This is a genomic window from Halomonas urumqiensis (genome assembly GCF_003028575.1).
Classification (GTDB): Bacteria; Pseudomonadota; Gammaproteobacteria; order Pseudomonadales; family Halomonadaceae; genus Halomonas; species Halomonas urumqiensis.
Genome location: NZ_PYUD01000004.1, coordinates 134,263 through 161,068 on the forward strand (window position 1 = coordinate 134,263; position 26,806 = coordinate 161,068).

Genomic DNA, 26,806 nt, shown 5'->3' on the forward strand with positions numbered 1-26,806 from the left:
CCTCCGCGAATGCTGGGCCTAAATAACCGGTGAATTTGGCATGGATGGGCTTTTTTATGTCGTGTTCGCAGCCCAATTGGACCAGTTTCCGCAAGTGCCTGATATGAGAGGGGGCACCGACCCTGATAGACCCCTCATTCCTCCATCAACAACCGGGCGATGTTGACCTGGGATGTCTTCGTTTCACGGGTGCCGATATAGGTGGTATAGCGATCGATGCCGAGGTTGGCGGCCAGGAGTTTCTCCATGACATTCTGGAAATCGGGGAGGCTTCGGGTCACGACCCGGATGACGTAGTCCATTCCACCCCCTGTGGCCATGCACTCGACAATCTCATCGATACTCTCGACAAAGGCCTCGAACCGCTCGAAGTCTCGTTTTTGATGCTCTTTCAGCGATACCATAACGACCACTTTGGTGACGTCCAGGATTCTGTCGAGGGCAATGTCAGCGTGGTAACCCCGAATCAATCCCGCCTTCTTGAGCCGCGTAAAGCGGATCCAGCACGGGGTCGGCGACAGGTTGACCAACTCCGAAAGCCGCGACTTGCTGACTTGGCCATGCTGCTGCACGGCGCGCAGGATACGGATATCCGTGGCATCCACCTTGGTTTTTGGCATGGTTTCACTACCCTCCCTGGCTGGTGGGATAGGCAGATAGGCCTCCTATGGGGGAATGCGCCCTGAGCCTACCGTGAGAGCATTGTGCGGCGCTCGTGCCAAGGTGTCGATGGTGGCTCGAATGAAGAAAACTAACCCCATGGGTTAGCCATTGTCGTTTTACAGCCTGTTCGGGGATTCATACTCTCGAAGCCTCAACCGAGGAGGCTGTCTATGTCCGTCCATGAATCCGCCATCCGTTGGCAACACCATCCGCACGAAACCGAGGCCAACACCTATTCGCGCAATCACGGCGTCACCCTTAATGGTGGCCAGCGGGTCGACGTGTCCGCATCGGTCGAATTCAAGGGCGATCCGCACTGTGCCGACCCGGAGCAGATGCTGGTCAGTGCGGTATCCAGCTGTCATATGCTGTTCTTCCTGGCGATCGCCGAATATCAGGGGTATCAGGTCGAATGTTATGAGGACGACCCGGTCGGCCATCTCGAGAGCAACGAACGCAAGGGGATGGAGATCACCCGGATCGTGCTGTCTCCGCGCATCACCTTTAGTGGCGAAAAGCAGCCCGATCAGAAGGCGATATCACGAATTCACGCCAACGCTCACAAGAACTGTTTCATCCGCAATTCGATCACTGCCGAGGTGACCATCAATCACTTGTAACCGGTCATCGCGGGACATCAGCCAGCATGACAAACAACGATGACAACCACAGGGGGTTGACCATGCATGCCATCTACCACTTCAAGGTCGGTCTTCCTTTTACATGACCAGCGACTATAGTGGCCGTCGAGTATGTCGCTGGATCGCCTGGCGCCACCGCCATCCCTGTGAGTATTGGTCATGTCACGACGCCCACCGCTGATCGCACTCTCCTACTTCGAAGTCGCCGCCCGAACCAAGAGCTTCGCCGTGGCGGCCAAGGAGCTGAACGTCACGCCGGCGGCCATCAGTCATCAGGTCAAGGCGCTGGAAGAATATCTCGGCGTCGACCTGTTCGTCCGCCACCACCGCCGGGTCAGCCTGACCCCAGCCGCACGCATGGCCCTTCCGGAACTGCAGGAAGGGTTCGAGACACTAGGGCGCGCGGTGGACAAGATCCGCGCCTACGGCGAAGAGCGCCTGATCGTGACCGTGTGTGCCGAGCCGCTTTTCGCCACCAAGTGGATCGTGCCGCGCCTGCACCGTTTCTACGCGCGTTGCCCGGAGGCCGAAGTGCGGCTTCAGGCGAGCCTGAACACGGTAGACCGTAGCCGCCAGGACAATTTCGGCGTCGCCGAGCTCAAACGTGCCGGCGTCGATGTCTCCGTGCGCCTCGGCTACGGCCACTACACCGATATCGAACCGCAGCGGCTCATGGGGCTGGAATTGGTGCCCATCGGCACGGAGTCGCTAGCCGCCAAAGCGGACGTTGTCGACCACATTTCCCGGCAGCCACTGCTGTGCGACAGCACCCACACGCGTTTCGACGAGCCCTGCGGGTGGAAGGCGTGGTTCCGGCAGCAGGGGCGTGAAGCCGTAACGCTGCGCGAACTGCGATTCGGCAACGGACTGCTCGCCCTGGAAGCGGCTCTCGCCGGCCAGGGCATACTGCTCGGCAGCAGAGACCTCCACCAGGCGGAATTGAGCGCCGGCAAGCTCGTGGTCGCAACCGAGCGTCCGCTTCACTGCGAGCAAGCCTATTACGTCGTCAGCGCCGGCACGGGCCTGGAACGCCCCATCGCTCGGCAGTTCCGCGAATGGCTGCTGGACGAAGCCGGGAATTCGCGAACAGACCCCAGTTGATTCTATTTTTTCTTGACCGCACCTGTTAACTGGTGCTATTGATGGCACCAGATTGGAGTCTAGGTAATCACTATGCAAGTGAAATTTTCCGAGGATGTCATTCCTCTATCAGACCTGAAGATCAATCCCGGCAAGGTGGTTGGTCGAGCGCAGGATACGCATCGCCCAATCCTGCTTACCAGTCGTGGCCGTGGCGTAGCTGTTGTTCAGGGGCTAGAGGATTATGAGAGAACCGCAGAGGAGTTGCGGTTTGTAAAGGCGGTGGCGCAGGGGCTTATGGATGTTCGCGAGGGCAACACCATATCATTGGAGGACACCAAGAAAGCGTTGGGCATCAAGTAAATGGAATTACGCATTGCACAGTCCGCTCTTGAGGACTTACAGGCTATTCAGGAGTATTACAGAGAGCAGAATGTGCCACTCATCGGTGATGATTTCGTGGCTGCTATCTTGGAGCATTGCGGAATGCTTCAAGTCCACCCTGATGCAGGCCGAATTGTTCCTGAATTCAACCTGGATCATATTCGCGAATTGATTCACGCGCCATTCCGGGTTGTCTACCTCAGGCAGGCTAAAGAGGTTGTACTCATACGAGTCTGGCGGAGTGAGAGGCAGCTCGAATTACCGGAAAGCGAAACATAACCAGGCCATGCACCGGATGCCCCAGAGTTCGGCAGAATTCGGGGACAGACCCCCGGAGAATTCGGGGACAGACCCCAATTGATTCCCGCTCCTACATCTTGCTGACGATCAGCGCCGCATTCACCCCGCCGAACCCGAAACCGTTGCACAGCACGTGCTGGCTGCGATGCTCGCGTGCCGTGCCCGAGACGAAATCGAGATCCTGCATGTCGTCGTCGGCGTGCTCCAGGTTCAGGGTAGGGGGCAGGCGCTCGTGCATCACCGCCAGGGCGGAGAAGATGCTCTCCACACCGCCAGCGGCACCCAGCAGATGGCCGGTGGCCGATTTGGTGGCGGAGATCGGAATGCCGGCAAGGGCATCGCCGAAGGCGTTGCGCAGCGAAGCGATCTCGGCCCGGTCGCCAACCGGTGTCGAGGTGGCATGGGCATTGATATGGTCGATCGCTTCGGGCGCCAGGCCCGCCATTCTCAGCGCGGCGCGAATGGCCGCCGCGGCCCCGGCGCCATCCTCCGGCCCAGCGGTGATGTGGTAGGCATCGGCGCTGGTGCCATAGCCGCTCAGCACGGCCAGGGGCGTTGCCCCGCGTGCCTCGGCGTGGGCCAGGGTTTCGATCACCAGCAGCCCCGCGCCTTCGCCCATGACGAAGCCGTTGCGTGCCTGGTCGAAGGGGCGCGATGCCCTGGCGGGGGCGTCCTGCTCGGTGGAAAGTGCCTTCATGGCGTGGAAGCTCGCCAGCGAGAGCGGGTCGATACAGGCTTCGGCACCGCCCACCAGGGCCACATCGGCCTCGCCGCTGCGTATCATGCGCATGCCATCGCCAATCGCTTGCACGCCGGCCGCGCAGGCGGTGACCGGGCAACCTAGCGGCCCCCGGAAGCCATAGCGAATGGTCACGTTACCCGCCGCCAGATTGGCCAGGAAGGCCGGCACGGTGAAAGGGGAGAGCCGGCGGTAGCCGCGTGTGGTCAGGGTGTTCTGCGCCTGGGTGATGGTAGGGAAGCCGCCGATGCCGGAGCCCACGATGGTCGCCGTGGCCAGCCGCTCGGCATCGCTTTCGGGGAACCAGTTGGCCTGGGTCAGCGCCTCTTCGGCGGCGGCCATGGCGTAGAGGCTGAACAGCTCCATTTTGCGGCGTTCCTTGGGGTCGGCCACGCGGTCCGGGTCGAAGCCGGCTCGCGTGTCATCGGCGATACCGGGCACCGAACCCGCGACCTTGATCGGCAGCACGCCGGTATCGAAGCGGGAGATCGAAGAGATGCCGGACCGGCCGGCCAGAAGGCGCTCCCAGCCTGCCTTGACGCCGCAACCAAGTGGGCTGACCATGCCCATGCCGGTAATGACGAGCGGTGATTGCATGATGGTGTCCTGAACAGCGGGTGTGTTGGGCCACGCTAGCACCGGGCTTGATATGATCAAGATAATATTCTGCGTGGAAGGGTGAAGTCGCCATGCCGTACTCGACGAACCACAAGACCCAATCGCGGGAGCGTATCCTCAATTCCGCGATCGAGCTGTTCAGCCGCAAAGGCTTCGAGAAGGTCTCCATCGGCCAGATCATGAAGCTGGCCAAGCTGACCCACGGCGCCTTCTACGCGCACTTCACCTCGAAGGAAGCGCTCTATTACGCGTCGGTGCGCGAAACCCTGGAGAGCAGCCGCGCAGCCAGGCTGGTCAAGGGACCCTTGTCAGTGAAGCACCTGACCGAGCTGGTCGCTAATTGCTGGAACCTCCAGGAGCTCGAACGCAAGCGCAAGCCGGGCCCGGAAACGGTGCTGTTCAACGAGATCGGCAACGAAAACGCCGAGATCCGCACATTGTTCGAAGCCTCGTACCTGCGCATGAAGAAAATGCTGGAAACCCGCCTTATCGCGCTGAGCCGCCTCAAGAAGCTGCCCTTCGAACCTGACCGAGAAGTCATTGCCGATAAATCCCGCGTCATTCTCGCCTCCCTGGTGGGCGCCGTGGCCATCGCCAAGAGCCTGCCCGGCGAGCAGGAGCGCCAGAACATTCTCAACGCCGCCCAGCGCAATATCCTGCTAATGCTCGGCGTCGACGAAAGCGAGCTGGACGGCATGCTGGGCGAAGCCGGGCAGCCAAACCCCGCATGATCCAGCCCCAAGCCACTATCCGACTTATTCAGTTGGCGTTGCCCCCTGTGCAACGGTTGGTTACGGTATCCAAAAGGGAACCGAAGATGGCTTGCGTGACCAGGAACTGCACAGGGACTTCCGCATGGATGGCAACAGGTCATCGCCACATGCCCAGGTAGTGGCGGTAGCGTGCCCCGACTCCCAATTTCCCCCGCCGGAAAAGCCAGCCTTACCTACAAACCCTAGCGATATAAAACCTGAGGTTGACTCGGTCGTGTAGACGGTCAGTTAAACCACTGCTTAGCCTGAGAGAACCCGATGCGGCAAGAAGGTAAGCTCACTCAGTGGAATGACGACAAGGGCTTCGGCTTCATCTCACCGACAGCAGGTGGTCCGCGTGTATTCGTCCACATCAGCGCATTTCCCCGCGATGGGCGCCGGCCAACAGTCAATGAGCCGATTACCTATCATCTGACACAAGACAGCCAGAACAGGCCTAGGGCGCAGGAGGCGAGTTACCCGAAAGCCGCACGCCACGTTTCTCCACGCTCCAGAGGGCTGATGGTGGTATTCAGTGTCGCCGCTGCGTTCTTCGCACTCCTATCAGTCTTGAGCGTTGCAGATCACATCCCATTGCAGCTCGTAGCAGCATACGCGCTGCTGAGCGTGATCACCTTCATCATGTATGGCATCGACAAAGCCGCAGCGGGGAAGGGCAGAAGGCGCACACCAGAAGCTACGCTTCTGTTTGCAGGCTTGGTAGGTGGCTGGCCAGGTGCCCTGATAGCACAGCGGGTATTTCGGCACAAAACCAGGAAACAGCCGTTTCAGGCGATATTTTGGTGTGGGGTGTTGGTGAACTGTGCGGTGCTTGGGTGGCTTCTTTATACAGGAGAGGCTGCGATCGTCTGGGCTAGTTTAGGGATCGGTTAACAGTTACCCAGGATGTAGCAATTAACACGCCTTGTTACCTCCCAGTGCATCGGCTTTTGAGGTCCGTTTTGGAGAATCCGGGACCCTACAATTAGCCGAGGCGCGCAGCGTTAGGCTGCAGCGAGTGCCATGTTTGCTCATAGCGATAAGGAAGTGGATATGAAGATGACACGCGTCGATAACCTTCTGGCGGATATTCGCGATCTGAGTGAGGAGCGTTACAACATTATCCAGAAACTGAGGGAGCTGGCTTTATCAGCTGGCTCGAATGTATCTGAGGAGGTCAAATATGGCGGCATTCTATTCTCTTTGGGTTCACCATTCTGCGGAGTGTTTTCCTATGCTCGACATGTCTCACTTGAACTGAGTGAAGGGGCACGTTTGCCTGACCCTTACGGGGTGTTAGAAGGTGGCGGAAAATATCGCCGCCACATAAAATTGAAATCGGTTTCTGACATCGAGGAAAAATATGTGCATATCTATCTCGGTGCAGCTTACTCTGCGGTTAGCAAAGCGTAGCAAGGGGGCGGAGGGGGCGGGCTAGAATTCGAATTTAGTTTCCAATTAATATATTAATTTCGTGTGCTCACTCATAGCGGATAATATACAGCCATCAATTTATAAGGAAGGACATTAATGTCAATAACGAGTCTACTCGTCCCAACGTATACGCAAATGCTTCGAACGCTCTCAGGTTGGCTGAAGAAAGCACAGGAACAAATACCGAAAACAGATGCGGAAGCGCTGTTATCAGCACGTCTAGCGCCGGATATGTTTCCTCTATCGACGCAGATTCGATTTGCTTGCGTGCAGGCTCAGGAGGCAATATTCCGGCTTAAAGGAGAGCCTTTCCCAAAATCTATCGATGAACTGCTAGAAGAAGGGCGAAATGCAGGCGAGCGACCCGGTTCTCTCGCGGATGCTCAAACCCGGATTGATGAAACTATCACGTTACTAGACGGCCTTGCCCCAGGCGCCCTGGATTCAAACGCGGATAAGCCACTCGTGCACGAACTTCCGAACGGTATGATTCTCGATTTTACCGCTGAGCAATATGCCCGCGATTGGACACTACCCCAGTTTTACTTCCATCTCATGACCGCTTATTCAATATTGCGTAGCGAGAAGATAGAACTTGGAAAAGCTGACTACGTAGCGCATATGTTTTCATATATCCGTCCTGAAACGATACCAAAAGTTTAACAGCTTAGTTATGGCGCAGGGACGTTCGGTGAAAATTGGAAAATTGGGGTCTGACCCCGATTTCTCAACCCCGATTTCTCACCGCGCGGCAGATAGCCGCCGGACGCCTTTTTCATTGCGGTTGCGCCTCCATTACAAGGGTGCCGTTATGCGCTGGCGTTATCTCTGGAGGATCAGACATTGGATAAATACCTTATAACCAGAGAAGAAATAGAAGGATTTGAAGGCACGTCAAAAGTTCATTTTCTTAATGATAATGCCAGGCGAGATAATAAATCTCTAGGTGATTTGACAGGGTTAACGGGGTTTGGCTTTCATCTGATTGAGATACAGCCTGGCCACGAATCAACTGAGTTTCATAAACACTATCATGAAGATGAGTGCGTCTATATCCTTGAAGGTACAGCGGAAGCTCTTGTTGGTGATCAGAAATTCGAGGTGAAGGCAGGGGACTTTTTAGATTACCGCGCTGGTGGCGAAGCTCACATGATCTATAACAATGGCGCAACAGTTTTGAAGTGCATAGTTGTCGGACAACGGTTGGATCATGATGTCGGAGATTACCCAAAGCTCAATAAAAGAATTTATCGAAATAAGGGAATGGCCTGGAACTTGGTGGACATCAGTCAGATAGAAACACCAACTGCGGGAGGGAAATGAATATGGCAAAGAGGGCTGTGCATTCAACACTGGAGGACGCAATCAATTTGGGTCCAGCACCTCCTGGTAATTTGGCTATTCCCATATTTAGTCATGGCACTATGGTTACGGAGCTTTATACCCCAGAAGGAAGCGATCCACAGACGCCTCATTCGCGAGATGAAATTTATATCGTCGCAAAGGGATCAGGGCAGTTCTTTGATGGCCAAGAGACTTTGGAAATTAAAGAAGGCTCTTTCATATTTGTGCCTGCAGGCACAGAATATCGATTCCTGAACTTCACTGTAGGGTTTTCGGTTTGGGTGGTTTTTTACGGCCCTGAAGGTGGCGAGTCCTAGGTATAACAATCGTATGTTGTCTGACTGGTTTTCCGCTGCGCTACAAAGCAGCCGCAAAAGCGGGCATCAGGAAGTCTTTGAAACAGAGCCAGATTGGATAGGAGCTCGATCATGAAGGTGTGTGCCGCTCAATTTCGACCAATAGCAGGCGATTTCGAAACTAACCGTGCTAAGCATCTTGAGCTTATTGAGCTGGCCGTTACCCAAGGAGCAGATGTGTTGTTCTTCCCGGAACTTTCGCTCACAGGTTTCGAACCACGACTGGCTGACTCCCTTGCAATCGAAGTTAGCGACCACCGACTTGATCCTTTTCAAAAGTACAGCGATAAACACAACCTAATTATAGGTGTCGGCATGCCGATCATTGCTGATTCTGATGTGTATATCGGAATGGTATGGTTTGCGCCTGGTGAGGCTCGACGCCTATACGCTAAACAACAACTGCACCCTGATGAACATCCCTACTTCGTTCCGGGGCGTGAGCAGCTTCTGCTAGAGAGACAGGGTTTCAAATTAACGCCTGCCATCTGTTATGAGTCACTTAAGATGGATCATGCTAACGAAGCAGCCGCCTTGTTTTCTGATATGTATCTTGCCAGTGTCGCAAAATCTGTTGGAGGTGTAGCCAAAGCAATGAAGCACTATCCCATTGTTGCTCGAAGTCACAATATTTTTGTAATAATGGCTAACTGTGTCGGGCCGAGCGATGACTTTATTAGCGTCGGTCAGTCGGCAGCCTGGAACATTCGAGGGGAGCTTCTTGCTCAGATAGATGCAGAGTCTGAGGGTGTGGTTGTTCTAGACACCCATAGCGGAAGTGCTAGTGTGAAGAAGCTTGATAACCAAGCAATGCACGCGACAGGGGCGTGATGGCGGCGTTAACGTCTTTCTTAGAAACACCAACCCCCGCCTCACCCACCAGCCCCAAGCCACTCACCATGGCTTGGGGCTTTGTCGTTCTGGTCGTCGGGAGCTGTCAGGTCTTCCAGTGCACCGGTGCGCGAGGGTCGGGCTCGTAGGCGAAATAGGAGCCGGTGCGAATCGTGCGCTCCAGGTGCTCGGCCAGGCTCGGATGATGCTGCCGGATGCGCTTGAGGGCGTAGCGCAGTGAACGGGTGGCACTGGTGCGGGCGCGTTCCAGGCCGTCACCCACGGTTCGGGCCCGATCGTTCAGGCCGACGCCGCGGCGAAGCTCGTCGATCAGAAACTGGCGGTCGGCGCGTGCAAGCTCAGAGCGGTGGAAGTCATTGTTGGCCTCGGCCTCCTCGATGTCTTCTTCGGTCTCGGCGAGCCGCTGCCGGTAAGCCTCGCGGGCCTTCGAGTCGAACACTTCCAACCCCGGCTGGCCCAATCCGGTATGGGCATCGCGCCCGGTTCCATCGGAAGCGTCACCGAAAGGGAGTGCGCCACGCTCCACCGCCACCAGGTCGAGCACATGGAACTCCCGACCGGGCTCTGTCAGCAGGCGTTCCAGGAAGTGCATGCCCTTCAGATCCTTCAGGTGGAGGGTGATGCCGTCGAAAGCCACCGTGCGCATGTCTCCCTCGCAATGGAAGACGCACTGCTCGGGTTCAGCCGCCTGCCGCGAGGGGGTGACCGGTAGGTGTTCGCGTGCCAGTTCCGCCCAGGGCAGGGCGTGGAGCGACTCGAACGCGCGACACGCCGCCTCGAGTTCCATGTCTGCCGTCTTGTCGTCACCCGCCGCACGGTGCGCTTTCGCGAGCTCGACGCGCAGTTGCGCCGCCTCGAACGGCATTCGTAGCGCAACCCATTCCATCACGGCCTGGCTCAGCAGCCGTATCGCATCGCTCACCTGACCGTCGAACAGCGCCAGGCGCCCCTGCGCGGCGAGCGCCGAGTTCTGCAGTGTGCGGCTCTGGTACTTCCGGGCAATCTCCGCGAGATCGTCTGCGGCGACGCGGGCCGTGTCACCGTCTCTGGCCGCCAGCGCGATGAGGACCTGAGCATCGCGCAAGGGGGCCCGCTGCAGGCCCCCCGAAGGCGGGCGCTCCTTCGAGGGGATATCGAACGGATGATCGAGCGAGGTGGTGATCATGGAAAGCGCTTCCTCGACTCGGCCCTGGGCCAATCGCAGCAGCGCGAGGCCCGGTTGGGGCAGCCAGGCGTTCTCATGCGCGGCCAGAAACGCCTCCTCGGCACCGGTGAAGTCGCCCTTGCGCAGCCGTGCGTTGCCGAGCTCGGTCAACGGCCAGCCGTACTCCCGCCGCATCCATGGGCGCAGCTCTTCGCAGGCCAGCAATGCCTCTTGCTCGGCGGCGTCGCAAGGCCCGCGCAGGCGCATGATCTCCGCACGGTGCACCCGGCAGCGGCCATTCAGCCCACCGAACGCCGCCCCATGTCGCCAGCGTTCCATCGCCTCGGTCCACTCCTCGGCGCGATCGTGCTGGCCGATCCACTGCATGGCGCAGATCACCTCGCACCACATCTGCCCCGTGGTGAGGGGATCGAGATGGCCGGAGCTCAGCTCCACCGCCACGTCGTCCAGCGCACTCAGCCCCTGTTCGAGGTCGCCGTCATGGATGCGGACCCGCGCCATGGCCACCTGACCGATGATCGATGGCGCGGCCAGGCCGTGCCGTTGGCCGCCGTCCATGGCCCTTTGCGCCCATTGCCCCGTGCCCGGCATGTCACCGCACATCAGGCGCTCATAGGTACGCACGGCGGCAAGCCACGCCCAGACGGGGCTGTCAGGGGCATCCTCCACCAGGCGCTCCGCCCGCGACAGCCATGCGCGTACGGTGGCCATCAGGCCCGTATCCATCATCAGGTACATGCCGACCATGACAGCGGCAAAGGCAGCCTCATGGAGGCAGCCCGCTTCCAGGTGCAGGTGGTAGAGCTCGCCATAGGCGGCCAGCGTGCCTTCTAGGTCGCCCGTGCCGTAAGCCGCCTGGGCCCGCAAGGCCCACAGCTCAGCTGAAGGCGGCATCGACAGCCCGTCGAGCAGTTGCTGGGCATGGGCGAAGTCGCCTTCCTCGAGGGCGGTACGAATCGACGATAGGTCCACTTCCGTCATCTCAGTTGCCTTTGTTGCGGTTGTAACAAGGATTGTTACGCCCTTTAGGTAGGTGCCCAGGCACCTACTTGGAACCGAATTTCGGAAAGGAGCATCTCGACATGAACGACACTCTCTATGACAGACTCGGTGGTCACGACGGTATTGACAAGCTCTGCGACCGGATCGTCGATCTCCACCTGCAGAACAACGTCGCCGGCCCACGCTACCAAGCCCTCGACCAGGAAGCGCTGGATCGGGCCCGCACCAAGGTCAAGGAGTTCATCGGGGCCGGTTCCGGCGGGCCGGTGGAGTACACCGGGCGCTCGATGATCGAAACCCACACCGGGATGAACGTCAGCGCGGCCGAATACGTGGCCGTGGTCGACGACATCATGCAAGCCATGGATGAAATGGAGTATCCACGACCGGTCTGCGACGAAGTGCTGGGCATTGCCTATTCGCTCAAGGGGGAAATCATCCACCGATGAGCGAGGTCATGCCGTTTGGTCATGCCCGCCCGCGGCCGATGGCGCCGGCCGCCGGGCCGGGTGTCCAATACTCACACAACCGGTATCGGCCCGCTTGCCGCAGGTCGATATCGGTCTACCCACATCGCAATGAGTGCCAGTTAAGGGAACGCGAGGACAATCCTTCCGATGAACCTTGAACGAGACATACAACGACTTGGCAGTCACGACCTGGGCCGCATGGATGCCCTGCTGGAGCAGTTTGGGCGGGTCTTCGGTGACATGGCAACCTATACCGGCAACCGGCCCTCGGCGGATTACATGAGGCGGCTGCTTTCCCGTGACGACTTCATTGCCCTCGTCGCACTTCGGGACGAAACCGTAGTGGCCGGCCTGGCAGCGTACGAACTGAGAAAGTTCGAGCAGGCGCGTAGTGAGGTCTATCTCTACGACCTGGCGGTGGCAGACGAATACAGACGGCAGGGCATTGCCACTGCCTTGATTGATGCGCTGAAGAAGATTGCCGCAAGCCGCGGGGCTTACGTCATCATCGTCCAGGCCGATACGGCGCCGGAAGACGAGGCCGCCATCGCCCTGTATTCGAAGCTGGGCATCAAGGAGGAAGTCCTGCATTTCGACATCCCCGTGAACCCAGGCTGAGCGGCGCTCATCGCCAACCCCCATCGAAGAGAAATCCTCCCTCAGCCATGCCGAGGCGATCTCGCAACGCAACGTAGACGAACTCCATCCCCAAGCCAATATCCGACTCATTCTTTAGTTGGCGTTGCCCCCTGTGCAACGGTTGGTTACGGTAAGCAAAAGGCTGCAAAGATGGCTTACGTGACCAAGACGTACACAGGGACTGCCGCATGGATGGCAACAGGTCATCGCCACATGCCTAGGTAGGGGCGGTAGCGTGCCGAGAGCTTAGGTTTTCTGGGTTCGTGGGCTCCAGCGCTTTTCCGTATGACGGCGAACCATCTGCTTTGGTACTCTCATCACTCGTCCATATCCTGCACCACCTCTTTTGCCGTATATGCACCCTGGATTATTGACTCGGACAAAACGCGTAAAAGCGTGGATTCTGCATAGGTTGCCCATCTATTCTTAGGCTCAAGAAATATCAATGGGTTACAGTGAGAAGGGCGGGCTAGATAATGAACGAGCGTGCTATCTAATACCTGTTAACTCAAAAGAGAAATATGGATAAACCTGAAGCACTATATCACTACACGAGCCTAGAGGGACTTACTCACATCTTGTCATCGAGAAAGATCCGGTTCTCGAGGTTGGATCTATTAGATGATATGACAGAAGGGAGCTCCACCGATCCGGTTGATTGGAGGAAGTACTATTTTGTCAGTTGCTGGACGTCTGACCCGAAGGAATCAATACCTTTGTGGCATATGTACACTAAAGAGATGTGCGGCGTAAGAATAAAATTGCCAACCGAAATGTTCAAAAAACACTCTTTCAGTAAAGAGGATGTTCCCTCTTTTTTAGAGCTAGCAGATACAGGTTCAGCGCCTGCAGGTGCAAAAATCAAGCTCTACTGCTATCTGCCTTATGAAGAACTTCATGGGGAGGACTATTTTGTAATGCCGACTTCTTTTAATGAAGATGTTTGGCCTTTTTCGGTTATCTATACTGATGATGAAAGTGTATTGAGCCGCGCATATCTAGAGTATGATAAGGAAAGCAATAACACCAAGATTTCCACTAATGAGATTGCAAAGTACAAGAGCACGGTATGGTCGTTTCAAAAAGAATGGCGGTTCCGGATTAACTGTTTTAATGCGGCTCCTCGAAGCTTGGCGGGCAAAATGTCTGAAGAGGAGTACTACGAATTGATGATAAATAGGCTAAGAAGTATTGGGGAGGGCGTGTCAAGGGAGTATTTCTATCTAGATATTTCTGATGACGCCTTTTCAAAAATGGAAATAGTGCTGGGCCCAAAGATGGATGAAGCTGAGAAAATGATAGTTAGTTCGCTAGTGGATAAATACAACCCATCAGCTAAAACAGAAGCCAGCAATCTTTCAGGCAAAGTCCGCTAGAGTTAACAAGCGCATCAACGGGACCGCTTTGTTCCGCTGGTCGCTCCACAAATCGGCCCGTTATGCGTGGCGTTAGTTGCTTGGCAGTCAGATAGAGAGAAATATGGATAGAGTTATCGAATTACTGCTAACCAACCAAGCTCTTCAATGGGCAGTGCTTGGTGTGTTGTTGCTAGCTGCAACTATGCTTTTGATTTTGTTTGTTCAATACAATATCGATAGGGCTAAAGGACGACACGCTAAGTTCCTATGGTTTGAGGTTAATGCTGTGCCTCCACCTCAGTCGGCTATAGAAAAACAAGAAGCTCCTCAACCTAGTATCACTGGTAAGAATGTCAATACGGGACAAAACTATGGAGAGATTGGCGACAAATACACTGGACTCAAGCAACGTGAAGTTACACAAGAAGATGTTCAGTATCTGACTCAAGAGATTGAGGAATTCTCAAAAAGATATGCGGGCAGAATTAACCGATCTCACATTACGCTAGGCTATCCTGGATGCAAAGAGACAACGAACTTGGCAAAGCAACTTTATCCCGTCCTGAAGCGTATGGGCTTCAACAAAATAGAGGTATGTACCTTGCAGACTTTTGGTGTGGCTGGTAGGAAGTTCAGCGTTTCAAACGCTCCTGATAATTCAATTATGATAGAGATATTTCCGGCAGACAACGTGGAATAGAGAAATCGGGTACAGCCCCGAATTTGTTCTTGACCGTAATTTGTTTTGACGGCGAACCATCTGCTTTGGCAGTCAGATCACTCGTTCATATCCTGCGCTACCTGCTCTGTTAGATATGCATCCCGTATTATTGGCCCCCTACAATAAACGCAAGAGCGCGAATTCTGCATAAGCTGCCTGATTATTATTATCCTTAATAAACAACAATGGTTTACAGTGAAGAAAGCAAGCTAGGTAACATTGCTTAACTGTTAACTCTATGAGTACACGTGTGGGAACTTTATGGAATTGGTAAATTTTTCTGTAACAAACTACAGAAGCATCACAAAAGCTCACAAGGTATCAGTGTCATATACTACTGTATTGATAGGACGTAATAATGAAGGAAAATCAAACCTCTTAAGAGCTCTAGACGTTGCAATGACATCACTTCAGAGACACGCAATAGACCATAGGTTTGGAAGAAGAACTGCGAGACCTATATCGCGAAGGGATGAGCGAACATATTTTTGGGAGCGTGATTTTCCTATAAATCTCCAAGGAAGAAAGTCAGGAACCCAAACAATAATTAGGATAGAATTTCAACTTGATGAAGGTGAAATTGCTGAGTTTAAAGAAACAATCAAGTCAAACTTGAACGGGGCGTTGCCGATTGTTATTAAAATCGGGAAAGATAGCGTGCCAAGTATTGAGGTTTCTAAGAGTGGAAAAGGGTCAAAGGCTTTAAACGATAAATCCGGTCAGATAGCGAAGTTTGTTGCAGATAAGATAATATTCAACTATATACCAGCTGTTAGGACTGATCAGGAGGCAATCGAAGTTGTTGGAAGAATGTTGTCTCAAAGGTTGAGAGTGCTTGAGGATGATGATAATTATATTAAGGCGTTGCAAACGATTAGAGATCTACAGCAGCCAATACTTGACTCTTTGAGCGACAGAATTAAGGAACCGTTAGAGCAGTTTCTGCCCGGCATAAAAGGGGTGAGTATTGAAATACCAAATGATACAAGAAGAAGCTCGCTTCGTCGAGATTTTGAAATCATTGTGGATGATGGCACCCCAACCAGCCTTGCTTTCAAGGGTGACGGAGTTAAGAGCTTGGCTGCTTTAAGTCTTCTAAAAGATCGTTTAAGTTCATATGGCGCTTCAATAATTGCGATCGAAGAGCCAGAGTTACACTTACATCCTGCTGCTATTCACCAACTCTTGGAGGTTATAAACAAATTATCTGAAGAAAATCAGGTTATCTTGTCAACTCATAACCCCTTATTCGTCGATCGTCACGAAATTAAGACGAACGTTATCATTGATAGTGGCTCGGCATCACCAGCAAAGAATGTAAAGCAAATACGTGACCTTTTAGGCATTAAAGCCTCAGATAATCTAACGAATGCTGGCTTTGTCCTTGTTGTTGAGGGCGAAGATGATGTGCTGTCTATGAAAGCATTGCTTAGGCACTTAAGCACAAAGTTGAGGCAGATGATTGACAGTCATATGCTTATTGTTGAGTCCATTGGTGGAGCAGGAAATCTACCCTATAAACTAACGTTGTTAAAGAATTCTCTTTGCGTGTTCCATACCATGCTTGATAACGATGAGGCTGGAAGAAAGTCTTATAATGATTCCGAAAGAGAAGGTCTTATAGATATAAAGTCAAATACATTCATAAACTGCAATGGGTCTCCGAACTCGGAGTTTGAAGACTGTTTGAATTCTGATCTCTATAACGGTCGAGTTTATGATGAATATGGCGTCGACTTGGATTGTGCGGAATTTAGAAGTAATAAAAAATGGAGCGACAGAGTTAAGCAGGCCTTTCTTTCGCAAGGAAAGCCCTGGAGTACTGTAGTTGAGGCGAGAGTAAAGCATGTTGTTGCAAATTGTGTCAAAAGCGACCCAGAAAATTCGTTGAATAGCCACAAGCGAAGCTCTATAGATGCAGTGGTTAGAAGTCTGGAGAGAATGGTTGAAAGCTAACAGTTTACTGCACACGGATCAGTTACTCGCTATGCTCCTAATTGACCGGTGAGCAAGGTTTTAGACGTCGAGGAATATACATCAAGTACCATGAATGACGGAACTGCTAGCAGGGTCATAATATAAATACGAAAGTTGTGGTAATAAATTCGAGACAAACGCCAATTGTTTCCAGTGAGTTACTTTACGCTGGGAAGAGAGGAAATCGCGGACAGACCTCAATTGGAACAGATTGATCAGGCTTCGCAGATTTTGGTGTCCCAAAATTAAAGTCCACACCGTGACCATATCGATGGTAAAAATGCCCAACAAGTCGCTCGAGTTCGCTCTGGGCCTACCGAGCCCGCGCCGGACGGGCTTTACGCTCCAAGTCCCCAGCTCAGCTTACCGTTAAGTCTTATCTAATACGAGGGCACCATGGAAGAAGAAAAATATTTGGGTTACATCAAGTATGATGGCCCTCTTGTCTAAGATGGGTTGATGGATGGGCGAAAACAGGCCCAAGCATTAGTGGGGTTTGATTCCGCCCTCCGTTACTTTATTGGTAAGCTGGCACCAGAGCTCCAAAGCTTGGACTTTGAGATACCAGTACGTATTAAGAAGGGCTCTTGGGAAGCCTTGATACCTGAAACAGTAGCCGGTTGGGCACAGGCAGGCCTAGGTGTTGTTGCAACAGCCTACTTAACCAAAGCAGCGCAGAAGATGGCCGAAAAGGATTTTTCCGAATTCGGATTTAAAGATGTTTTTCGCGCATCTATTGATGGAATAAAATGGTTCGCCCGTATTGGTAAACACATGGGTGATGTTTCGATTCGTAAATTTTCTGACGTCGAGTTTGATAGTTCCAGTAGCTTGATAGGCATAGTGAATTCTCAGGGAGAGGTTCTGTACGTGCCGAAGCACGTGTTAGAAATTTATAGTCAATGTCCCACCACTATTCTAGAAAATATTGCAGCTAATATTGCCGATGGTAGGTGTTTAGTTATTGGCTCTTTTGTAGAAGATGCTCTGGATGAAGTTACGATAGATAGTAGTGAAAAGCACATATTCTGCCAGGATGATAAAGAGGAGGAAGACGAAATTCTTTTTCCTGAGCTTGAGCATGGTGCTGAGGTTGTTCTTGAAGGTGAAATAACGAGGGAGAACAAGACCTCAAACTCGATGGGCTTCAAATATAATAATCATATTCTAACCTCCTATCCTGAAATTGGCAGTATTGTTCAGTATAAACATCTTATATTTTCTGAATGTCGGCTTTATGGGCGAGTAAGTCGTTTGGATGAAAAGGGGCAGCTTAACGCAAGGAGGCCTAAGCTGATTTTTCGTGATCTGGAAGAAATAAAAGGGGGCGAAAATTACGATCTTTTCAATCAGTAACATAACAGTCGTATGCATGACGACGTCTTTTCCATTGCTGCTCCGCCCCAATACAAGGGCCCGCTTCGCACCATGTTAACTGCCCACCTTAAACTCTAGCTCAACGATCCACCCAAAGCCCCAAGCCATTCACCATGGTTTGGGGCTTTGTCGTTCTGGCCGTTGGGTTATTTGGCCGCGAGCGCCACGCCGACCTTGGATCGGTTGGGCCGGCCGATGGTCTGGGTGATCCAGGTGCCGGTGGCGGCGAGGGCGTCGAGGTCGATGCCGGTGTCGATGCCCAGGCCGTTGAGCAGGTAGACGACATCTTCGCTGGCGACGTTGCCGGAGGCGCCCTTGGCGTAGGGGCAGCCGCCCAGGCCCGCCACGGAGCTGTCGACCACGCCGATGCCTTGCTCCAGTACGGCGTACAGGTTGGCCAGCGCCTGGCCGTAGGTGTCGTGGAAGTGGGCGGCAAGCTTGACCATGGGGATGTCGCGGGCCACGGCGTCGATCATGCGCTTGGCCTTGAGCGGGGTGCCGGTGCCGATGGTGTCGCCGAGCGAGATTTCGTAGCAGCCCATCTCGTACAGCGCCCGGGAGACATCGGCCACCTTGACCGGGGCGATCTCGCCTTCGTAGGGGCAGCCCAGCACGCAGGAGACATAGCCGCGCACACGCACGCCGGCGTCACGGGCGCGTGCCAGCACCGGCTCGAAGCGGGTGAGCGATTCCGCCACCGAGCAGTTGATGTTCTTCTGCGAGAAGGCCTCACTGGCCGCGCCGAATACCGCGACTTCCTCCACGCCGCACTCCAGCGCGGCCTCCAGCCCCTTGAGGTTGGGGGTGAGCGCGGTGTAGGTGACGCCGTCGCGGCGGGCGAGGCCGGTCATCACCTCCCGGTGGTCGGCCATCTGCGGCACCCACTTGGGTGAGACGAAGCTGGCCGCTTCGATGGTGCGGATGCCGGCGGCGCCAAGCCGGTCGATCAGTTCGAGCTTGGTGGCCGTGTCGATGGGCTCGGCTTCGTTCTGCAGCCCGTCGCGGGGGCCGACCTCCACCAGACGCACCTGCTTGGGAAATGTCATGGGCTCATTCCTCCGGGGCGAACTCGAGCAGCACATCGCCCTGGTTGACGGTGTCGCCGGCGTTGAAGTGGAAGCTGGCCACGTGGCCGTCGGCGGGGGCGGCCATGGTGTGCTCCATCTTCATGGCTTCCATGACCATCAGCGGGATGCCTTTCTCGACCCGCTGGCCGGGTTCCACCAGCAGCGCCACCACGGTGCCGTTCATCGGCGCGGTGAGGGTCGCTTCGGTTTCGTGCTGGCCGTGGTCGATGGCGTCGATGCGCCGCCAGAACAGCCGGGTTTCGCCGCGCGGGTCGGCCATCACCACCAGGCCGCTGTCTTCCAGGCGGGCCTGCAGGCGGCGGCGGTGGCCGTTGAGCGTCACCGCCACGGCGTCGCCTTCCAGGTGCTGCAGGCGGGCGGTGAGGGTTTCGCCGCGAATGGTCAGGTGCCAGGGGTCGTCGTCGGTCTCGCGGGTGCCTTCCACGACCAGCACGCCGTCGGCATCCGGCGCCTGGGCGTTGGCCAGGTTGTGGCCGGTGGGGCACAGGGCGATGCGGATGGTGTGCGGTGCGTTGAGCCGGAAGCCGTCGTGGCGGTCCCAGGGGGAGTCGCTTTCGCACTCGCGGGAGAGCTGGTTCAAGCCGATCAGCGCGGCACCGGCGTAGGCGGCCAGGTCGACCTCGGCGGGGGCGAACAGGGTGTCTTCGTGGCGTTCGATGAAGCGCGTGTCGAGCTCGCACGCCTTGAAGGCCGGGTGGGTGGCCAGGCGCTGCAGGAAGGCGCGGTTGGTGACCACGCCCTGCACGTCCAGCGCGGCCAGCGCGCGGTTGAGGGTGGCCAGCGCCTGCACACGGTCGCCGCCATGCACGATCAGCTTGGCGAGCATCGGGTCGTAGTGCATCGAGACCACATCGCCGGTTTCCACGCCGCTGTCCAGGCGTACCTTGGCCGGATCGAGGCACGCGCCTTCCAGGTCCATGGCGAAGCGGGTCAGGGTGCCGGTGGCGGGCAGGAAGTCCTGCTCGGGGTCTTCGGCGTAGAGCCGCGCCTCGAAGCTGTGGCCGGTGATGGTCAGTTCGTGCTGGGCCAGCGGCAGCGGCTCGCCCATGGCCACGCGCAACTGCCATTCGACCAGGTCCTGGCCGGTGATCATCTCGGTGACCGGGTGCTCCACCTGCAGGCGGGTGTTCATCTCCATGAAGAAGAACGAACCGTCGGCGTCCAGCAGGAACTCGACGGTGCCGGCGCCCACGTAGCCGATCTCCTTGGCGGCGCGCACGGCGGCCTCGCCCATCTCGCGGCGCAGGGCGTCGGTCATGCCCGGGGCGGGGGCTTCTTCGAGCACCTTCTGGTGGCGGCGCTGCACGGAGCAGTCGCGCTCGAACAGGTAGACCCCGTTGCCGTGGGTGTCGCAAAACACCTGGACTTCCACATGGCGCGGCTGGGTCAGGTACTTTTCGATGAGCATGCGGTCGTCGCCGAAGGCGGCGCGGGATTCGCGGCGGCAGCCATCCAGCGCGGCCTGGAAGCCGGCGTCGGACTCCACCACGCGCATGCCCTTGCCGCCGCCCCCGGCGCTGGCCTTGAGCAGCACCGGGTAGCCGATCTTGCCGGCTTCGGCGCGCAGCAGGGCGTCGTCCTGGTCGTCGCCGTGGTAGCCGGGCACCAGCGGCACGCCGGCGTTGGCCATGCGCGCCTTGGCGGCGGACTTGTCGCCCATGGCGGCAATCGCCGAGGCGGGCGGGCCGACGAAGGTGATGCCGGCCTCGTCCAGCGCTTCGACGAAGGCGCCGTTCTCGGAGAGAAAGCCGTAGCCGGGGTGAATGGCGCCGGCGCCAACGCGCAGGGCGGCTTCCACCACGGCCTCGACCTTGAGGTAACTTTCGCGGGCGGCGGCGGGGCCGAGGCGCACGGCCTCATCGGCTTCGCGCACATGGCGGGCGTTGGCATCGGCGTCGGAGTAGACGGCGATGGTGCGCAGGCCCATGGCGCGCGCCGTGCGCATCACCCGGCAGGCAATTTCGCCACGGTTGGCGACCAGCAGGGTATCGAACGTGGGGCGGGGTGAAACTGGGGAGAGGCTCATGCGTCTCGCTCCGTGGCGGTCTTGTCAGTCGGTGTCCAGTTCGGGCGGCGCTTCTCGAAGAAGCTGGCCAGGCCCTCCTGGCCTTCGGCGCTTACCCGCAGCTCAGCGATCACCTGGCAGGTGCGTTCGCGGGTGGCCTTGCTGTCGGGCTCGCGGGCCACCTCGAAGAGCAGCGCCTTGGTGGCGCGCTGGGCCTGGGGCGAGCCGGCAAGCAGGGTCTCGAGCATGGCGGCCACGGCGTCATCGAGGGCCTCGGGTGCGACCACCTGGTGCACCAGGCCTAGTGACAGCGCGGTGGGAGCATCGATGACCTCGGCGGAGAGCGCATAGCGGCGCATCTGCCGCGCCCCCAGGGCCCGCTGCACATAGGGGCTGATCACCGCCGGCGAGAGGCCGATCTTGACCTCCGAGAGGCAGAACCGCGCCTTCTCGGAAGCAATCACGATATCGCAGCAGGCGGCCAGGCCCACGGCGCCACCGAAGGCCGCGCCCTGAACGCGGCACACGGTGGGGCAGGGCAGGGTGTCCAGGCCATGCATCAGGGCCGAGAGCTTGCGCGAATCCGCCAGGTTGCCCTGGAAATCGTATTCGACCATGCGCTGCATCCAGCCCAGATCCGCCCCGGCGGAGAAGCTCTTGCCCTCGGAGCCCAGCACCACCAGGCGAATCTCGCCCCGTTCGGCGGCCACGTGCAGGCGTTCCAGGTGGGTGTTGAGCTCGGCGATCAGGCTGTCGTCGAAGGCGTTGTGGACCTCGGGGCGCTCCAGCGTCAGCCAGGCGACCCCGCGCTCGTCGATGGTCAGCTGGGAATATGTCTGTGTCATCACGACCTCACATCCGGAACACGCCGAATTTCGTTTCCTGAACCTCGGCATTCATGGCGGCGGCGAGCGACAGGCCCAGCACGTCTCGGGTCTGGGCGGGGTCGATCACGCCGTCGTCCCACAGCCGGGCGCTGGCGTAGTTGGGGTGGCCCTGGTGCTCGTACTGTTCGCGGGTCGGCTGCTTGAAGGCCTCTTCCTCCTCCTTCGACCATTCGCGGCCTTCGCGCTCGTGCTGCTCGCGCTTGACCTGGGCCAGCACGCCGGCGGCCTGTTCGCCGCCCATCACCGAGATGCGGGCGTTGGGCCACATGAACATCAGGTTGGGCTCGAAGGCGCGGCCGCACATGCCGTAGTTGCCGGCGCCGAAACTGCCGCCGATCAGCACGGTGAACTTGGGCACCCGGGCGCAGGCCACGGCGGTCACCAGCTTGGCGCCGTGCTTGGCGATGCCTTCGTGCTCGTACTTCGAGCCCACCATGAAGCCGGTGATGTTCTGCAAAAACACCAGCGGAATCTTGCGCTGGGCGCACAGCTCGATGAAGTGCGCGCCCTTGACGGCGGATTCCGAGAACAGCACGCCGTTGTTGGCGACGATGCCGACCGGGTAGCCGTGGATGTGCGCGAAGCCGGTCACCAGGGTGTCGCCATAGTAGCGCTTGAACTCGTCGAAATCGGAGTCGTCGACGATGCGCCCGATCACCTCGCGCACGTCGTAGGGCTTCTTGAGGTCGGTGCCGACGATGCCGTAGAGCTCGCTGGGGTCGAGCCGCGGCGGCTTGGGCGCCTGCATGGCAAGCTGGCCGCGCTTCTGCCAGTTGAGTCGCGACACGCAGGCGCGGGCCAGTTGCAGGGCGTGGGCGTCGTTCTCGGCGTAGTGGTCGGCCACGCCGCTCTTCTTGGCGTGCACCTCGGCGCCGCCCAGGTCCTCGGCGCTGATGGTCTCGCCGGTGGCGGCCTTCACCAGCGGCGGGCCGCCCAGGAAGATGGTGCCCTGTTCGCGCACGATGATCGATTCATCGGCCATGGCCGGCACGTAGGCGCCGCCGGCGGTGCACGAGCCCATCACCACGGCGATCTGCGGGATGCCCTCGGCGGAGAGGGTGGCCTGGTTGTAGAAGATGCGCCCGAAGTGGTCGCGGTCCGGGAACACCTCGTCCTGGCGGGGCAGGAAGGCGCCGCCCGAATCGACCAGGTAGATGCACGGCAGGCGATGCTTGCGGGCGATCTCCTGGGCGCGCAGGTGCTTCTTAACGGTGAGCGGGTAGTAGGTGCCGCCCTTGACCGTGGCGTCGTTGGCGACGATCACGCACTCCACGCCCGAGACACGGCCGATGCCGGTGACCACGCCGGCGGCGGGCACGTCGCTGTCGTAGACCTCATGGGCGGCCAGCGGCGAGAACTCGAGGAACGGCGAGCCCTCGTCGATCAGGTGGTCGATGCGGTCGCGCACGAACAGCTTGCCGCGAGATTCGTGGCGCACACGGGCCTTCTCGCCGCCGCCCTGGCGAATGGCGGCGGTCAGCTCGCGCAGCTTGTCGACCTCGCGGCGCATGGACGCCTCGTTGGCCTGGAAGCCCTCGCTGCGCGGATTGACTTGGGTGTTCAGAATCGCCATTGCCGGCTCCCTTACTTGGACTCGTTGAAGAGTTCACGACCGATCAGCATCCGGCGGATCTCGCTGGTGCCGGCGCCGATTTCGTAGAGCTTGGCGTCGCGCAGCAGGCGCCCGGTCGGGTATTCGTTGATGTAGCCGTTGCCGCCGAGCAGTTGGATGGCGTCCAGGGCCACCTGGGTGGCCTTCTCGGCGCAGTAGAGGATCACGCCGGCGGCGTCCTTGCGCGAGGTCTGGCCACGGTCGCAACCGGCGGCCACCGCGTAGAGGTAGGCGCGGCAGGCGTTCAGGGTGGTGTACATGTCGGCGATCTTGCCCTGCACCAGCTGGAATTCGCCGATCGACTGGTTGAACTGCTTGCGCTCGTGGATGTAAGGCACCACCACATCCATGGCCGCCTGCATGATGCCGATGGGGCCCGCCGCCAGCACGGTGCGTTCGTAATCCAGCCCGCTCATCAGCACCTTGGCGCCACGGCCCTCTTCGCCGAGCACGTTCTCGATGGGCACTTCGCAGTCCTGGAACACCAGCTCGCAGGTGTTGGAGCCGCGCATGCCGAGCTTGTCGAGCTTCTGGGCGGTGGAGAAGCCGGGCATGTCCTTCTCGATGATGAAGGCGGTGATGCCCTTGGAGCCGGCTTCCGGGTCGGTCTTGGCGTACACCACCAGCACGTCGGCGTCGGGGCCGTTGGTGATCCACATCTTGTTGCCGTTGAGCACGTAGTGGTCGCCTTCGTGACGCGCGCGCAGCTTCATGGAGACCACGTCGGAACCGGCGCCCGGCTCGGACATCGCCAGTGCGCCGACGTGCTCGCCGCTGATCAGCTTGGGCAGGTACTTGGCCTTCTGTTCGGCATTGGCGTTGATCTTCAACTGGTTCACGCACAGGTTGGAGTGCGCGCCGTAGGAGAGGCCCACCGAGGCGCTGGCCCGGGAGATCTCTTCCATGGCGATGCAGTGCGCCAGGTAGCCCATGCCGCTGCCGCCGTCCTCTTCGGAGACAGTAATGCCCAGCAGGCCCATGTCGCCGAACTTCTGCCACAGGTCGTTGGGGAACTCGTTCTTCTCGTCGATCTCGGCGGCGCGTGGAGCGATCTCGTCGCGCGCGAAGGCGCTGACATGATCGCGCAGCATGTTCAGCTCGTCGGCGAGGCCGAAATCGAGGGGCTGGTAGGGCGTGTGCATGGCGTGCTCCCGTCTTGTCAGGTGAAGCGCCGAACGCATGGGCGGCGGCGCCACAGGCAAACAGATGTCATCAAAATGGCAGATGGGACAAGACTAGGCGAGGTTGACGTTAACGTAAAGTGCAGCTTTTAGCGGCTTCGACGAATGTCGAAGGGGGTCAGGCAAGTCCGGTGATCAGCCAGTGGTAGAGGGGGATGCCAAGCATCACGTTGAGCGGGAAGGTGACGCCCAGCGCGGCGAGCATGGCCAGCCCGATGTTGGCCTCCGGGATGGCGGTGCGCATGGCGGCCGGCGCGGCAATGTACGAGGCACTGGCGGCGAGTGCAGTGAGGATCAGCAGCGACCCGGTCGGCAGCCCCAGGACCAGGCCCACGGTCAAGCCGGCCAGCGACAGCACCAATGGGGTGATCAGGGCGAAAGTGAGCAGACGCCAGTGGTACCAGGGGATGGGTCGCAGGGTCTCGGCGGCGGTCAACCCCATCTGCAGCAGGAAGAGCGCGAGCACGGCATGAAAGGCGGCGGTGAGCAGGTCGGTGACGTTGGCGCCTTCCATGGGGCCGTACATGGCGCCGATCACCGCGCCGCCCGCCAGCAGGATCACCCCGCGGTTGGTCAGGGTCTCGTGCCAGATGCCCTGCAAGGCCTCGCCGGAGTCGCTGCCCTTGTAGCGGCGATAGAGGGCGATGGCCACCATGATCGCCGGCAGTTCCATCATCACCAGGTAGAGGGTGACCTCGGCGCCGATGGGCAGGTCGCGCCCATCGGCGAAGGCCAGGGCCACGGCGAAGGTGCCAGCGCTCACCGAGCCGTAGTGAGCGGCGAGGCTGGCGCTGTCGGCGGGCGAGAGGCGCACCAGCCGGCGCAGCACTGGCATCAGCACCAGCGGGATCAGTGCGCCGAGTGCGGCCACGGCCAGCAGTTCCGGCACCAGCGACCAGCCCAGGTTGCCGTAAAGCGCCATGCCGCCCTTGAGGCCGATGGTCAGCATAAGCAGCAGGCTCAGGGTGTCGTAGGCGGCCTTGGGGATGGCCAGGTCGGATTTCACCAGCCCGGCCAGCAGGCCGAGCAGGAAGAACATCACTACGATATCGGGCATGGAAGGGGTCTCTGGTGGCTAGGGAAAAACGCCACGCATTCTGCGAAGTTCAGCACATTGATTCCAATAAAGTCTTCGGCATTGCACTATAGATAACTATCTATATGAGGCCGAGGCACTCCGGCAATGAACATCCGACATCTCACCTTTCGTCTGCTGCAGGTCTATGCCGTCGTGGTCCATGCGGGCTCGGTAAGCGAGGCCGCGCGCCGGCTGCACCTCACCCAGCCCACGGTCTCCCAGCAGCTCAAACGCCTGGCCGAGACGGTGGGCGAACCGCTGCTCGAGAGCCGGCACGGGCGGCTGGTGCCCACCGAAGCGGGTGGCGAGCTCTACCGCGCCAGCCGTGAGGTGCTGGGGCGTTTCGATGACTTCGAGGACTACCTGGCTTCGCTGCGCGGCGGGGCGCGCGGACGCTGCTCCATCGCCCTGGTCAATACTGCCCAGTACGTGCTGCCGCGCCTGCTCGGCCCATACAGCCGGGCCTTTCCCGAGGTGGATGTCACCCTGCATATCGGTAACCGTCGTCAGGTGCTGACCCGCTTCGAGCGCCAGGATGACGACCTCTATGTGTTCAGTCATCCGCCTTCGCTTGCCCATGCCCGCGCCGGTCGCTTTCTGCGCAACCCCCTGGTGGCCGTGGCGCCCCGGGGCCACCCGCTGGCGGGACGCCGACAGGTGGCGATGAGCGAGCTGCTGGCCGAGCGGTTTCTGCTGCGTGAGCCGGGGTCGGCCACCCGCATGCTGTTCGAGAGCTGGCTACAGGAGCAGGGCCTGACGCTCGGGCCGACCCTGCAGATGGCCAGCAACGAGGCGATCCGGGTCGGGGTCGCCTCGGGGCTGGGGCTTGCCGTGCTTTCCGAACATGTGCTGCCACCCGAGCACCCGGATCTGGTGATCCTGCCGGTGGCGGGGCTGCCGATCGAGAGCCACTGGCAGTTCATCGTGCGCCGTGACCGGCGGCTTTCGCATGCGTCGCTGGGGTTGCTGCGCTTCGCCGAGGCGCACCTTCACGAGTGTGTGGAGCCTCACTTCCTGTGCAACGAACTGGCAGGGTTGTTGGAAGGGGTGGGGGTGGCCGCCAACTCGTGACCACGACGTTCA

27 protein-coding genes are annotated in these 26,806 nt (G+C 58.3%); 18 read left to right on the top strand and 9 right to left on the bottom strand.

Translation table 11 applies throughout. The features are described 5' to 3' along the window. Window positions 1-134 precede the first annotated feature (134 nt). Window positions 135-620, bottom strand: coding sequence for an Lrp/AsnC family transcriptional regulator (locus tag C6V82_RS12770; protein WP_102586361.1), 486 nt, complete (start codon window positions 618-620; stop codon window positions 135-137). Window positions 621-833: 213 nt separating this feature from the next. Here C6V82_RS12770 and C6V82_RS12775 point away from each other — a divergent pair, with 213 nt between their 5' ends. From C6V82_RS12775 to C6V82_RS12790, 4 genes are all read left to right on the top strand, one after another. Beyond that, window positions 834-1,283, top strand: coding sequence for an OsmC family protein (locus C6V82_RS12775; RefSeq protein ID WP_102586360.1), 450 nt, complete (start codon window positions 834-836; stop codon window positions 1,281-1,283). 180 nt (window positions 1,284-1,463) lie between these two features. After that, window positions 1,464-2,405: a LysR family transcriptional regulator gene (locus C6V82_RS12780; RefSeq protein WP_102586359.1), complete on the top strand. Its 942-nt coding sequence runs from the start codon at window positions 1,464-1,466 to the stop codon at window positions 2,403-2,405. 72 nt (window positions 2,406-2,477) lie between these two features. Beyond that, entirely contained in the window at window positions 2,478-2,747 is a 270-nt protein-coding gene (locus tag C6V82_RS12785) for a type II toxin-antitoxin system Phd/YefM family antitoxin (protein ID WP_102586358.1), read from the top strand. Beyond that, window positions 2,748-3,047, top strand: coding sequence for a type II toxin-antitoxin system RelE/ParE family toxin (locus C6V82_RS12790; RefSeq protein ID WP_102586357.1), 300 nt, complete (start codon window positions 2,748-2,750; stop codon window positions 3,045-3,047). A gap of 91 nt (window positions 3,048-3,138) precedes the next feature. On the opposite strand, the gene fabF is transcribed toward C6V82_RS12790, so the two are convergent. Continuing rightward, a complete protein-coding gene (fabF, locus tag C6V82_RS12795; protein ID WP_102586356.1) occupies window positions 3,139-4,404 on the bottom strand; it encodes a beta-ketoacyl-ACP synthase II in 1,266 nt (421 codons plus the stop codon). 92 nt (window positions 4,405-4,496) lie between these two features. On the opposite strand from fabF, the gene C6V82_RS12800 reads away from it, so the two are divergent. The 7 genes from C6V82_RS12800 to C6V82_RS12830 all read left to right on the top strand — a co-directional run bounded on the left by C6V82_RS12800 (window position 4,497) and on the right by C6V82_RS12830 (window position 9,142). Further along, the gene (locus C6V82_RS12800) at window positions 4,497-5,156 is read left to right on the top strand and encodes a TetR/AcrR family transcriptional regulator (protein ID WP_102586355.1); all 660 of its coding nucleotides are present in this window, start codon (window positions 4,497-4,499) and stop codon (window positions 5,154-5,156) included. Between the two features lie 300 nt (window positions 5,157-5,456). Beyond that, the gene (locus tag C6V82_RS18350) at window positions 5,457-6,071 is read left to right on the top strand and encodes a DUF1294 domain-containing protein (RefSeq protein WP_102586354.1); all 615 of its coding nucleotides are present in this window, start codon (window positions 5,457-5,459) and stop codon (window positions 6,069-6,071) included. A gap of 159 nt (window positions 6,072-6,230) precedes the next feature. Next, window positions 6,231-6,590, top strand: coding sequence for a DUF1801 domain-containing protein (locus C6V82_RS12810; RefSeq protein WP_102586353.1), 360 nt, complete (start codon window positions 6,231-6,233; stop codon window positions 6,588-6,590). A gap of 117 nt (window positions 6,591-6,707) precedes the next feature. Next, window positions 6,708-7,274, top strand: coding sequence for a DUF1993 domain-containing protein (locus tag C6V82_RS12815; protein WP_102586352.1), 567 nt, complete (start codon window positions 6,708-6,710; stop codon window positions 7,272-7,274). A gap of 180 nt (window positions 7,275-7,454) precedes the next feature. Further along, window positions 7,455-7,934: a cupin domain-containing protein gene (locus C6V82_RS12820; RefSeq protein WP_102586351.1), complete on the top strand. Its 480-nt coding sequence runs from the start codon at window positions 7,455-7,457 to the stop codon at window positions 7,932-7,934. Then, window positions 7,931-8,272 (top strand): cupin domain-containing protein, encoded by a 342-nt coding sequence (locus tag C6V82_RS12825; RefSeq protein WP_219724461.1) that lies wholly within the window; start codon window positions 7,931-7,933, stop codon window positions 8,270-8,272. The genes C6V82_RS12820 and C6V82_RS12825 overlap by 4 nt, the downstream gene beginning before the upstream one ends. A gap of 111 nt (window positions 8,273-8,383) precedes the next feature. Beyond that, window positions 8,384-9,142, top strand: coding sequence for a carbon-nitrogen hydrolase family protein (locus C6V82_RS12830; RefSeq protein ID WP_102586349.1), 759 nt, complete (start codon window positions 8,384-8,386; stop codon window positions 9,140-9,142). Window positions 9,143-9,248: 106 nt separating this feature from the next. Here C6V82_RS12830 and C6V82_RS12835 read toward each other — a convergent pair whose 3' ends face one another. Then, window positions 9,249-11,309: a tetratricopeptide repeat protein gene (locus C6V82_RS12835; protein ID WP_102586348.1), complete on the bottom strand. Its 2,061-nt coding sequence runs from the start codon at window positions 11,307-11,309 to the stop codon at window positions 9,249-9,251. A gap of 101 nt (window positions 11,310-11,410) precedes the next feature. On the opposite strand from C6V82_RS12835, the gene C6V82_RS12840 reads away from it, so the two are divergent. The 6 genes from C6V82_RS12840 (at window position 11,411) to C6V82_RS12860 (ending at window position 17,851) form a co-directional block, all read left to right on the top strand. Next, a complete protein-coding gene (locus C6V82_RS12840; protein ID WP_102586347.1) occupies window positions 11,411-11,779 on the top strand; it encodes a truncated hemoglobin in 369 nt (122 codons plus the stop codon). A 168-nt stretch (window positions 11,780-11,947) separates the two neighbouring features. Continuing rightward, on the top strand, window positions 11,948-12,418 hold the full coding sequence (locus C6V82_RS12845; protein WP_102586346.1) for an AAC(3)-I family aminoglycoside N-acetyltransferase: 471 nt from the start codon (window positions 11,948-11,950) through the stop codon (window positions 12,416-12,418). A 542-nt stretch (window positions 12,419-12,960) separates the two neighbouring features. Beyond that, window positions 12,961-13,815, top strand: a complete 855-nt coding sequence (locus C6V82_RS12850; RefSeq protein WP_102586345.1) for a DUF2971 domain-containing protein — start codon at window positions 12,961-12,963, stop codon at window positions 13,813-13,815. A gap of 103 nt (window positions 13,816-13,918) precedes the next feature. Continuing rightward, on the top strand, window positions 13,919-14,497 hold the full coding sequence (locus C6V82_RS18040; protein WP_146009652.1) for a hypothetical protein: 579 nt from the start codon (window positions 13,919-13,921) through the stop codon (window positions 14,495-14,497). Between the two features lie 282 nt (window positions 14,498-14,779). Beyond that, a complete protein-coding gene (locus C6V82_RS12855; protein ID WP_102586344.1) occupies window positions 14,780-16,474 on the top strand; it encodes an ATP-dependent nuclease in 1,695 nt (564 codons plus the stop codon). A 480-nt stretch (window positions 16,475-16,954) separates the two neighbouring features. Continuing rightward, window positions 16,955-17,851 carry a hypothetical protein gene (locus C6V82_RS12860; RefSeq protein ID WP_219724460.1) on the top strand — a complete coding sequence of 299 codons (897 nt, stop codon included), beginning with the start codon at window positions 16,955-16,957 and terminating at the stop codon, window positions 17,849-17,851. A 167-nt stretch (window positions 17,852-18,018) separates the two neighbouring features. On the opposite strand, the gene C6V82_RS12865 is transcribed toward C6V82_RS12860, so the two are convergent. The 6 genes from C6V82_RS12865 to C6V82_RS12890 all read right to left on the bottom strand — a co-directional run bounded on the left by C6V82_RS12865 (window position 18,019) and on the right by C6V82_RS12890 (window position 25,702). Beyond that, the gene (locus C6V82_RS12865; protein ID WP_102586343.1) at window positions 18,019-18,918 is read right to left on the bottom strand and encodes a hydroxymethylglutaryl-CoA lyase; all 900 of its coding nucleotides are present in this window, start codon (window positions 18,916-18,918) and stop codon (window positions 18,019-18,021) included. A gap of 4 nt (window positions 18,919-18,922) precedes the next feature. Further along, window positions 18,923-20,986 carry an acetyl/propionyl/methylcrotonyl-CoA carboxylase subunit alpha gene (locus C6V82_RS12870; RefSeq protein ID WP_102586342.1) on the bottom strand — a complete coding sequence of 688 codons (2,064 nt, stop codon included), beginning with the start codon at window positions 20,984-20,986 and terminating at the stop codon, window positions 18,923-18,925. Beyond that, a complete protein-coding gene (locus C6V82_RS12875) occupies window positions 20,983-21,810 on the bottom strand; it encodes an enoyl-CoA hydratase/isomerase family protein (protein WP_102586341.1) in 828 nt (275 codons plus the stop codon). The genes C6V82_RS12870 and C6V82_RS12875 overlap by 4 nt, the downstream gene beginning before the upstream one ends. A gap of 7 nt (window positions 21,811-21,817) precedes the next feature. Next, window positions 21,818-23,425 (bottom strand): carboxyl transferase domain-containing protein, encoded by a 1,608-nt coding sequence (locus C6V82_RS12880; protein WP_102586340.1) that lies wholly within the window; start codon window positions 23,423-23,425, stop codon window positions 21,818-21,820. Between the two features lie 11 nt (window positions 23,426-23,436). Continuing rightward, window positions 23,437-24,606: an isovaleryl-CoA dehydrogenase gene (locus C6V82_RS12885; protein ID WP_102586339.1), complete on the bottom strand. Its 1,170-nt coding sequence runs from the start codon at window positions 24,604-24,606 to the stop codon at window positions 23,437-23,439. 157 nt (window positions 24,607-24,763) lie between these two features. Next, window positions 24,764-25,702, bottom strand: coding sequence for a sodium-dependent bicarbonate transport family permease (locus C6V82_RS12890; protein ID WP_102586338.1), 939 nt, complete (start codon window positions 25,700-25,702; stop codon window positions 24,764-24,766). A 126-nt stretch (window positions 25,703-25,828) separates the two neighbouring features. Here C6V82_RS12890 and C6V82_RS12895 point away from each other — a divergent pair, with 126 nt between their 5' ends. Then, a complete protein-coding gene (locus tag C6V82_RS12895; RefSeq protein WP_102586337.1) occupies window positions 25,829-26,794 on the top strand; it encodes a LysR family transcriptional regulator in 966 nt (321 codons plus the stop codon). Window positions 26,795-26,806: the final 12 nt, after the last annotated feature.

Bases quoted from the DNA above. Each gene is read 5' to 3' on its own strand.
- C6V82_RS12830 (WP_102586349.1), top strand. From the start codon at position 8,384: ATGAAGGTGTGTGCCGCTCAATTTCGACCAATAGCAGGCGATTTCGAA.
- C6V82_RS12835 (WP_102586348.1), bottom strand. From the start codon at position 11,309: ATGACGGAAGTGGACCTATCGTCGATTCGTACCGCCCTCGAGGAAGGC.
- C6V82_RS12815 (WP_102586352.1), top strand. From the start codon at position 6,708: ATGTCAATAACGAGTCTACTCGTCCCAACGTATACGCAAATGCTTCGA.
- fabF (WP_102586356.1), bottom strand. From the start codon at position 4,404: ATGCAATCACCGCTCGTCATTACCGGCATGGGCATGGTCAGCCCACTT.
- C6V82_RS12885 (WP_102586339.1), bottom strand. From the start codon at position 24,606: ATGCACACGCCCTACCAGCCCCTCGATTTCGGCCTCGCCGACGAGCTG.
- C6V82_RS18040 (WP_146009652.1), top strand. From the start codon at position 13,919: ATGGATAGAGTTATCGAATTACTGCTAACCAACCAAGCTCTTCAATGG.
- C6V82_RS12810 (WP_102586353.1), top strand. From the start codon at position 6,231: ATGAAGATGACACGCGTCGATAACCTTCTGGCGGATATTCGCGATCTG.
- C6V82_RS12800 (WP_102586355.1), top strand. From the start codon at position 4,497: ATGCCGTACTCGACGAACCACAAGACCCAATCGCGGGAGCGTATCCTC.
- C6V82_RS12890 (WP_102586338.1), bottom strand. From the start codon at position 25,702: ATGCCCGATATCGTAGTGATGTTCTTCCTGCTCGGCCTGCTGGCCGGG.
- C6V82_RS12840 (WP_102586347.1), top strand. From the start codon at position 11,411: ATGAACGACACTCTCTATGACAGACTCGGTGGTCACGACGGTATTGAC.
- C6V82_RS12780 (WP_102586359.1), top strand. From the start codon at position 1,464: ATGTCACGACGCCCACCGCTGATCGCACTCTCCTACTTCGAAGTCGCC.
- C6V82_RS12875 (WP_102586341.1), bottom strand. From the start codon at position 21,810: ATGACACAGACATATTCCCAGCTGACCATCGACGAGCGCGGGGTCGCC.
- C6V82_RS12825 (WP_219724461.1), top strand. From the start codon at position 7,931: ATGAATATGGCAAAGAGGGCTGTGCATTCAACACTGGAGGACGCAATC.
- C6V82_RS18350 (WP_102586354.1), top strand. From the start codon at position 5,457: ATGCGGCAAGAAGGTAAGCTCACTCAGTGGAATGACGACAAGGGCTTC.
- C6V82_RS12880 (WP_102586340.1), bottom strand. From the start codon at position 23,425: ATGGCGATTCTGAACACCCAAGTCAATCCGCGCAGCGAGGGCTTCCAG.
- C6V82_RS12850 (WP_102586345.1), top strand. From the start codon at position 12,961: ATGGATAAACCTGAAGCACTATATCACTACACGAGCCTAGAGGGACTT.
- C6V82_RS12770 (WP_102586361.1), bottom strand. From the start codon at position 620: ATGCCAAAAACCAAGGTGGATGCCACGGATATCCGTATCCTGCGCGCC.
- C6V82_RS12775 (WP_102586360.1), top strand. From the start codon at position 834: ATGTCCGTCCATGAATCCGCCATCCGTTGGCAACACCATCCGCACGAA.
- C6V82_RS12860 (WP_219724460.1), top strand. From the start codon at position 16,955: ATGGATGGGCGAAAACAGGCCCAAGCATTAGTGGGGTTTGATTCCGCC.
- C6V82_RS12895 (WP_102586337.1), top strand. From the start codon at position 25,829: ATGAACATCCGACATCTCACCTTTCGTCTGCTGCAGGTCTATGCCGTC.
- C6V82_RS12870 (WP_102586342.1), bottom strand. From the start codon at position 20,986: ATGAGCCTCTCCCCAGTTTCACCCCGCCCCACGTTCGATACCCTGCTG.
- C6V82_RS12855 (WP_102586344.1), top strand. From the start codon at position 14,780: ATGGAATTGGTAAATTTTTCTGTAACAAACTACAGAAGCATCACAAAA.
- C6V82_RS12790 (WP_102586357.1), top strand. From the start codon at position 2,748: ATGGAATTACGCATTGCACAGTCCGCTCTTGAGGACTTACAGGCTATT.
- C6V82_RS12865 (WP_102586343.1), bottom strand. From the start codon at position 18,918: ATGACATTTCCCAAGCAGGTGCGTCTGGTGGAGGTCGGCCCCCGCGAC.
- C6V82_RS12785 (WP_102586358.1), top strand. From the start codon at position 2,478: ATGCAAGTGAAATTTTCCGAGGATGTCATTCCTCTATCAGACCTGAAG.
- C6V82_RS12845 (WP_102586346.1), top strand. From the start codon at position 11,948: ATGAACCTTGAACGAGACATACAACGACTTGGCAGTCACGACCTGGGC.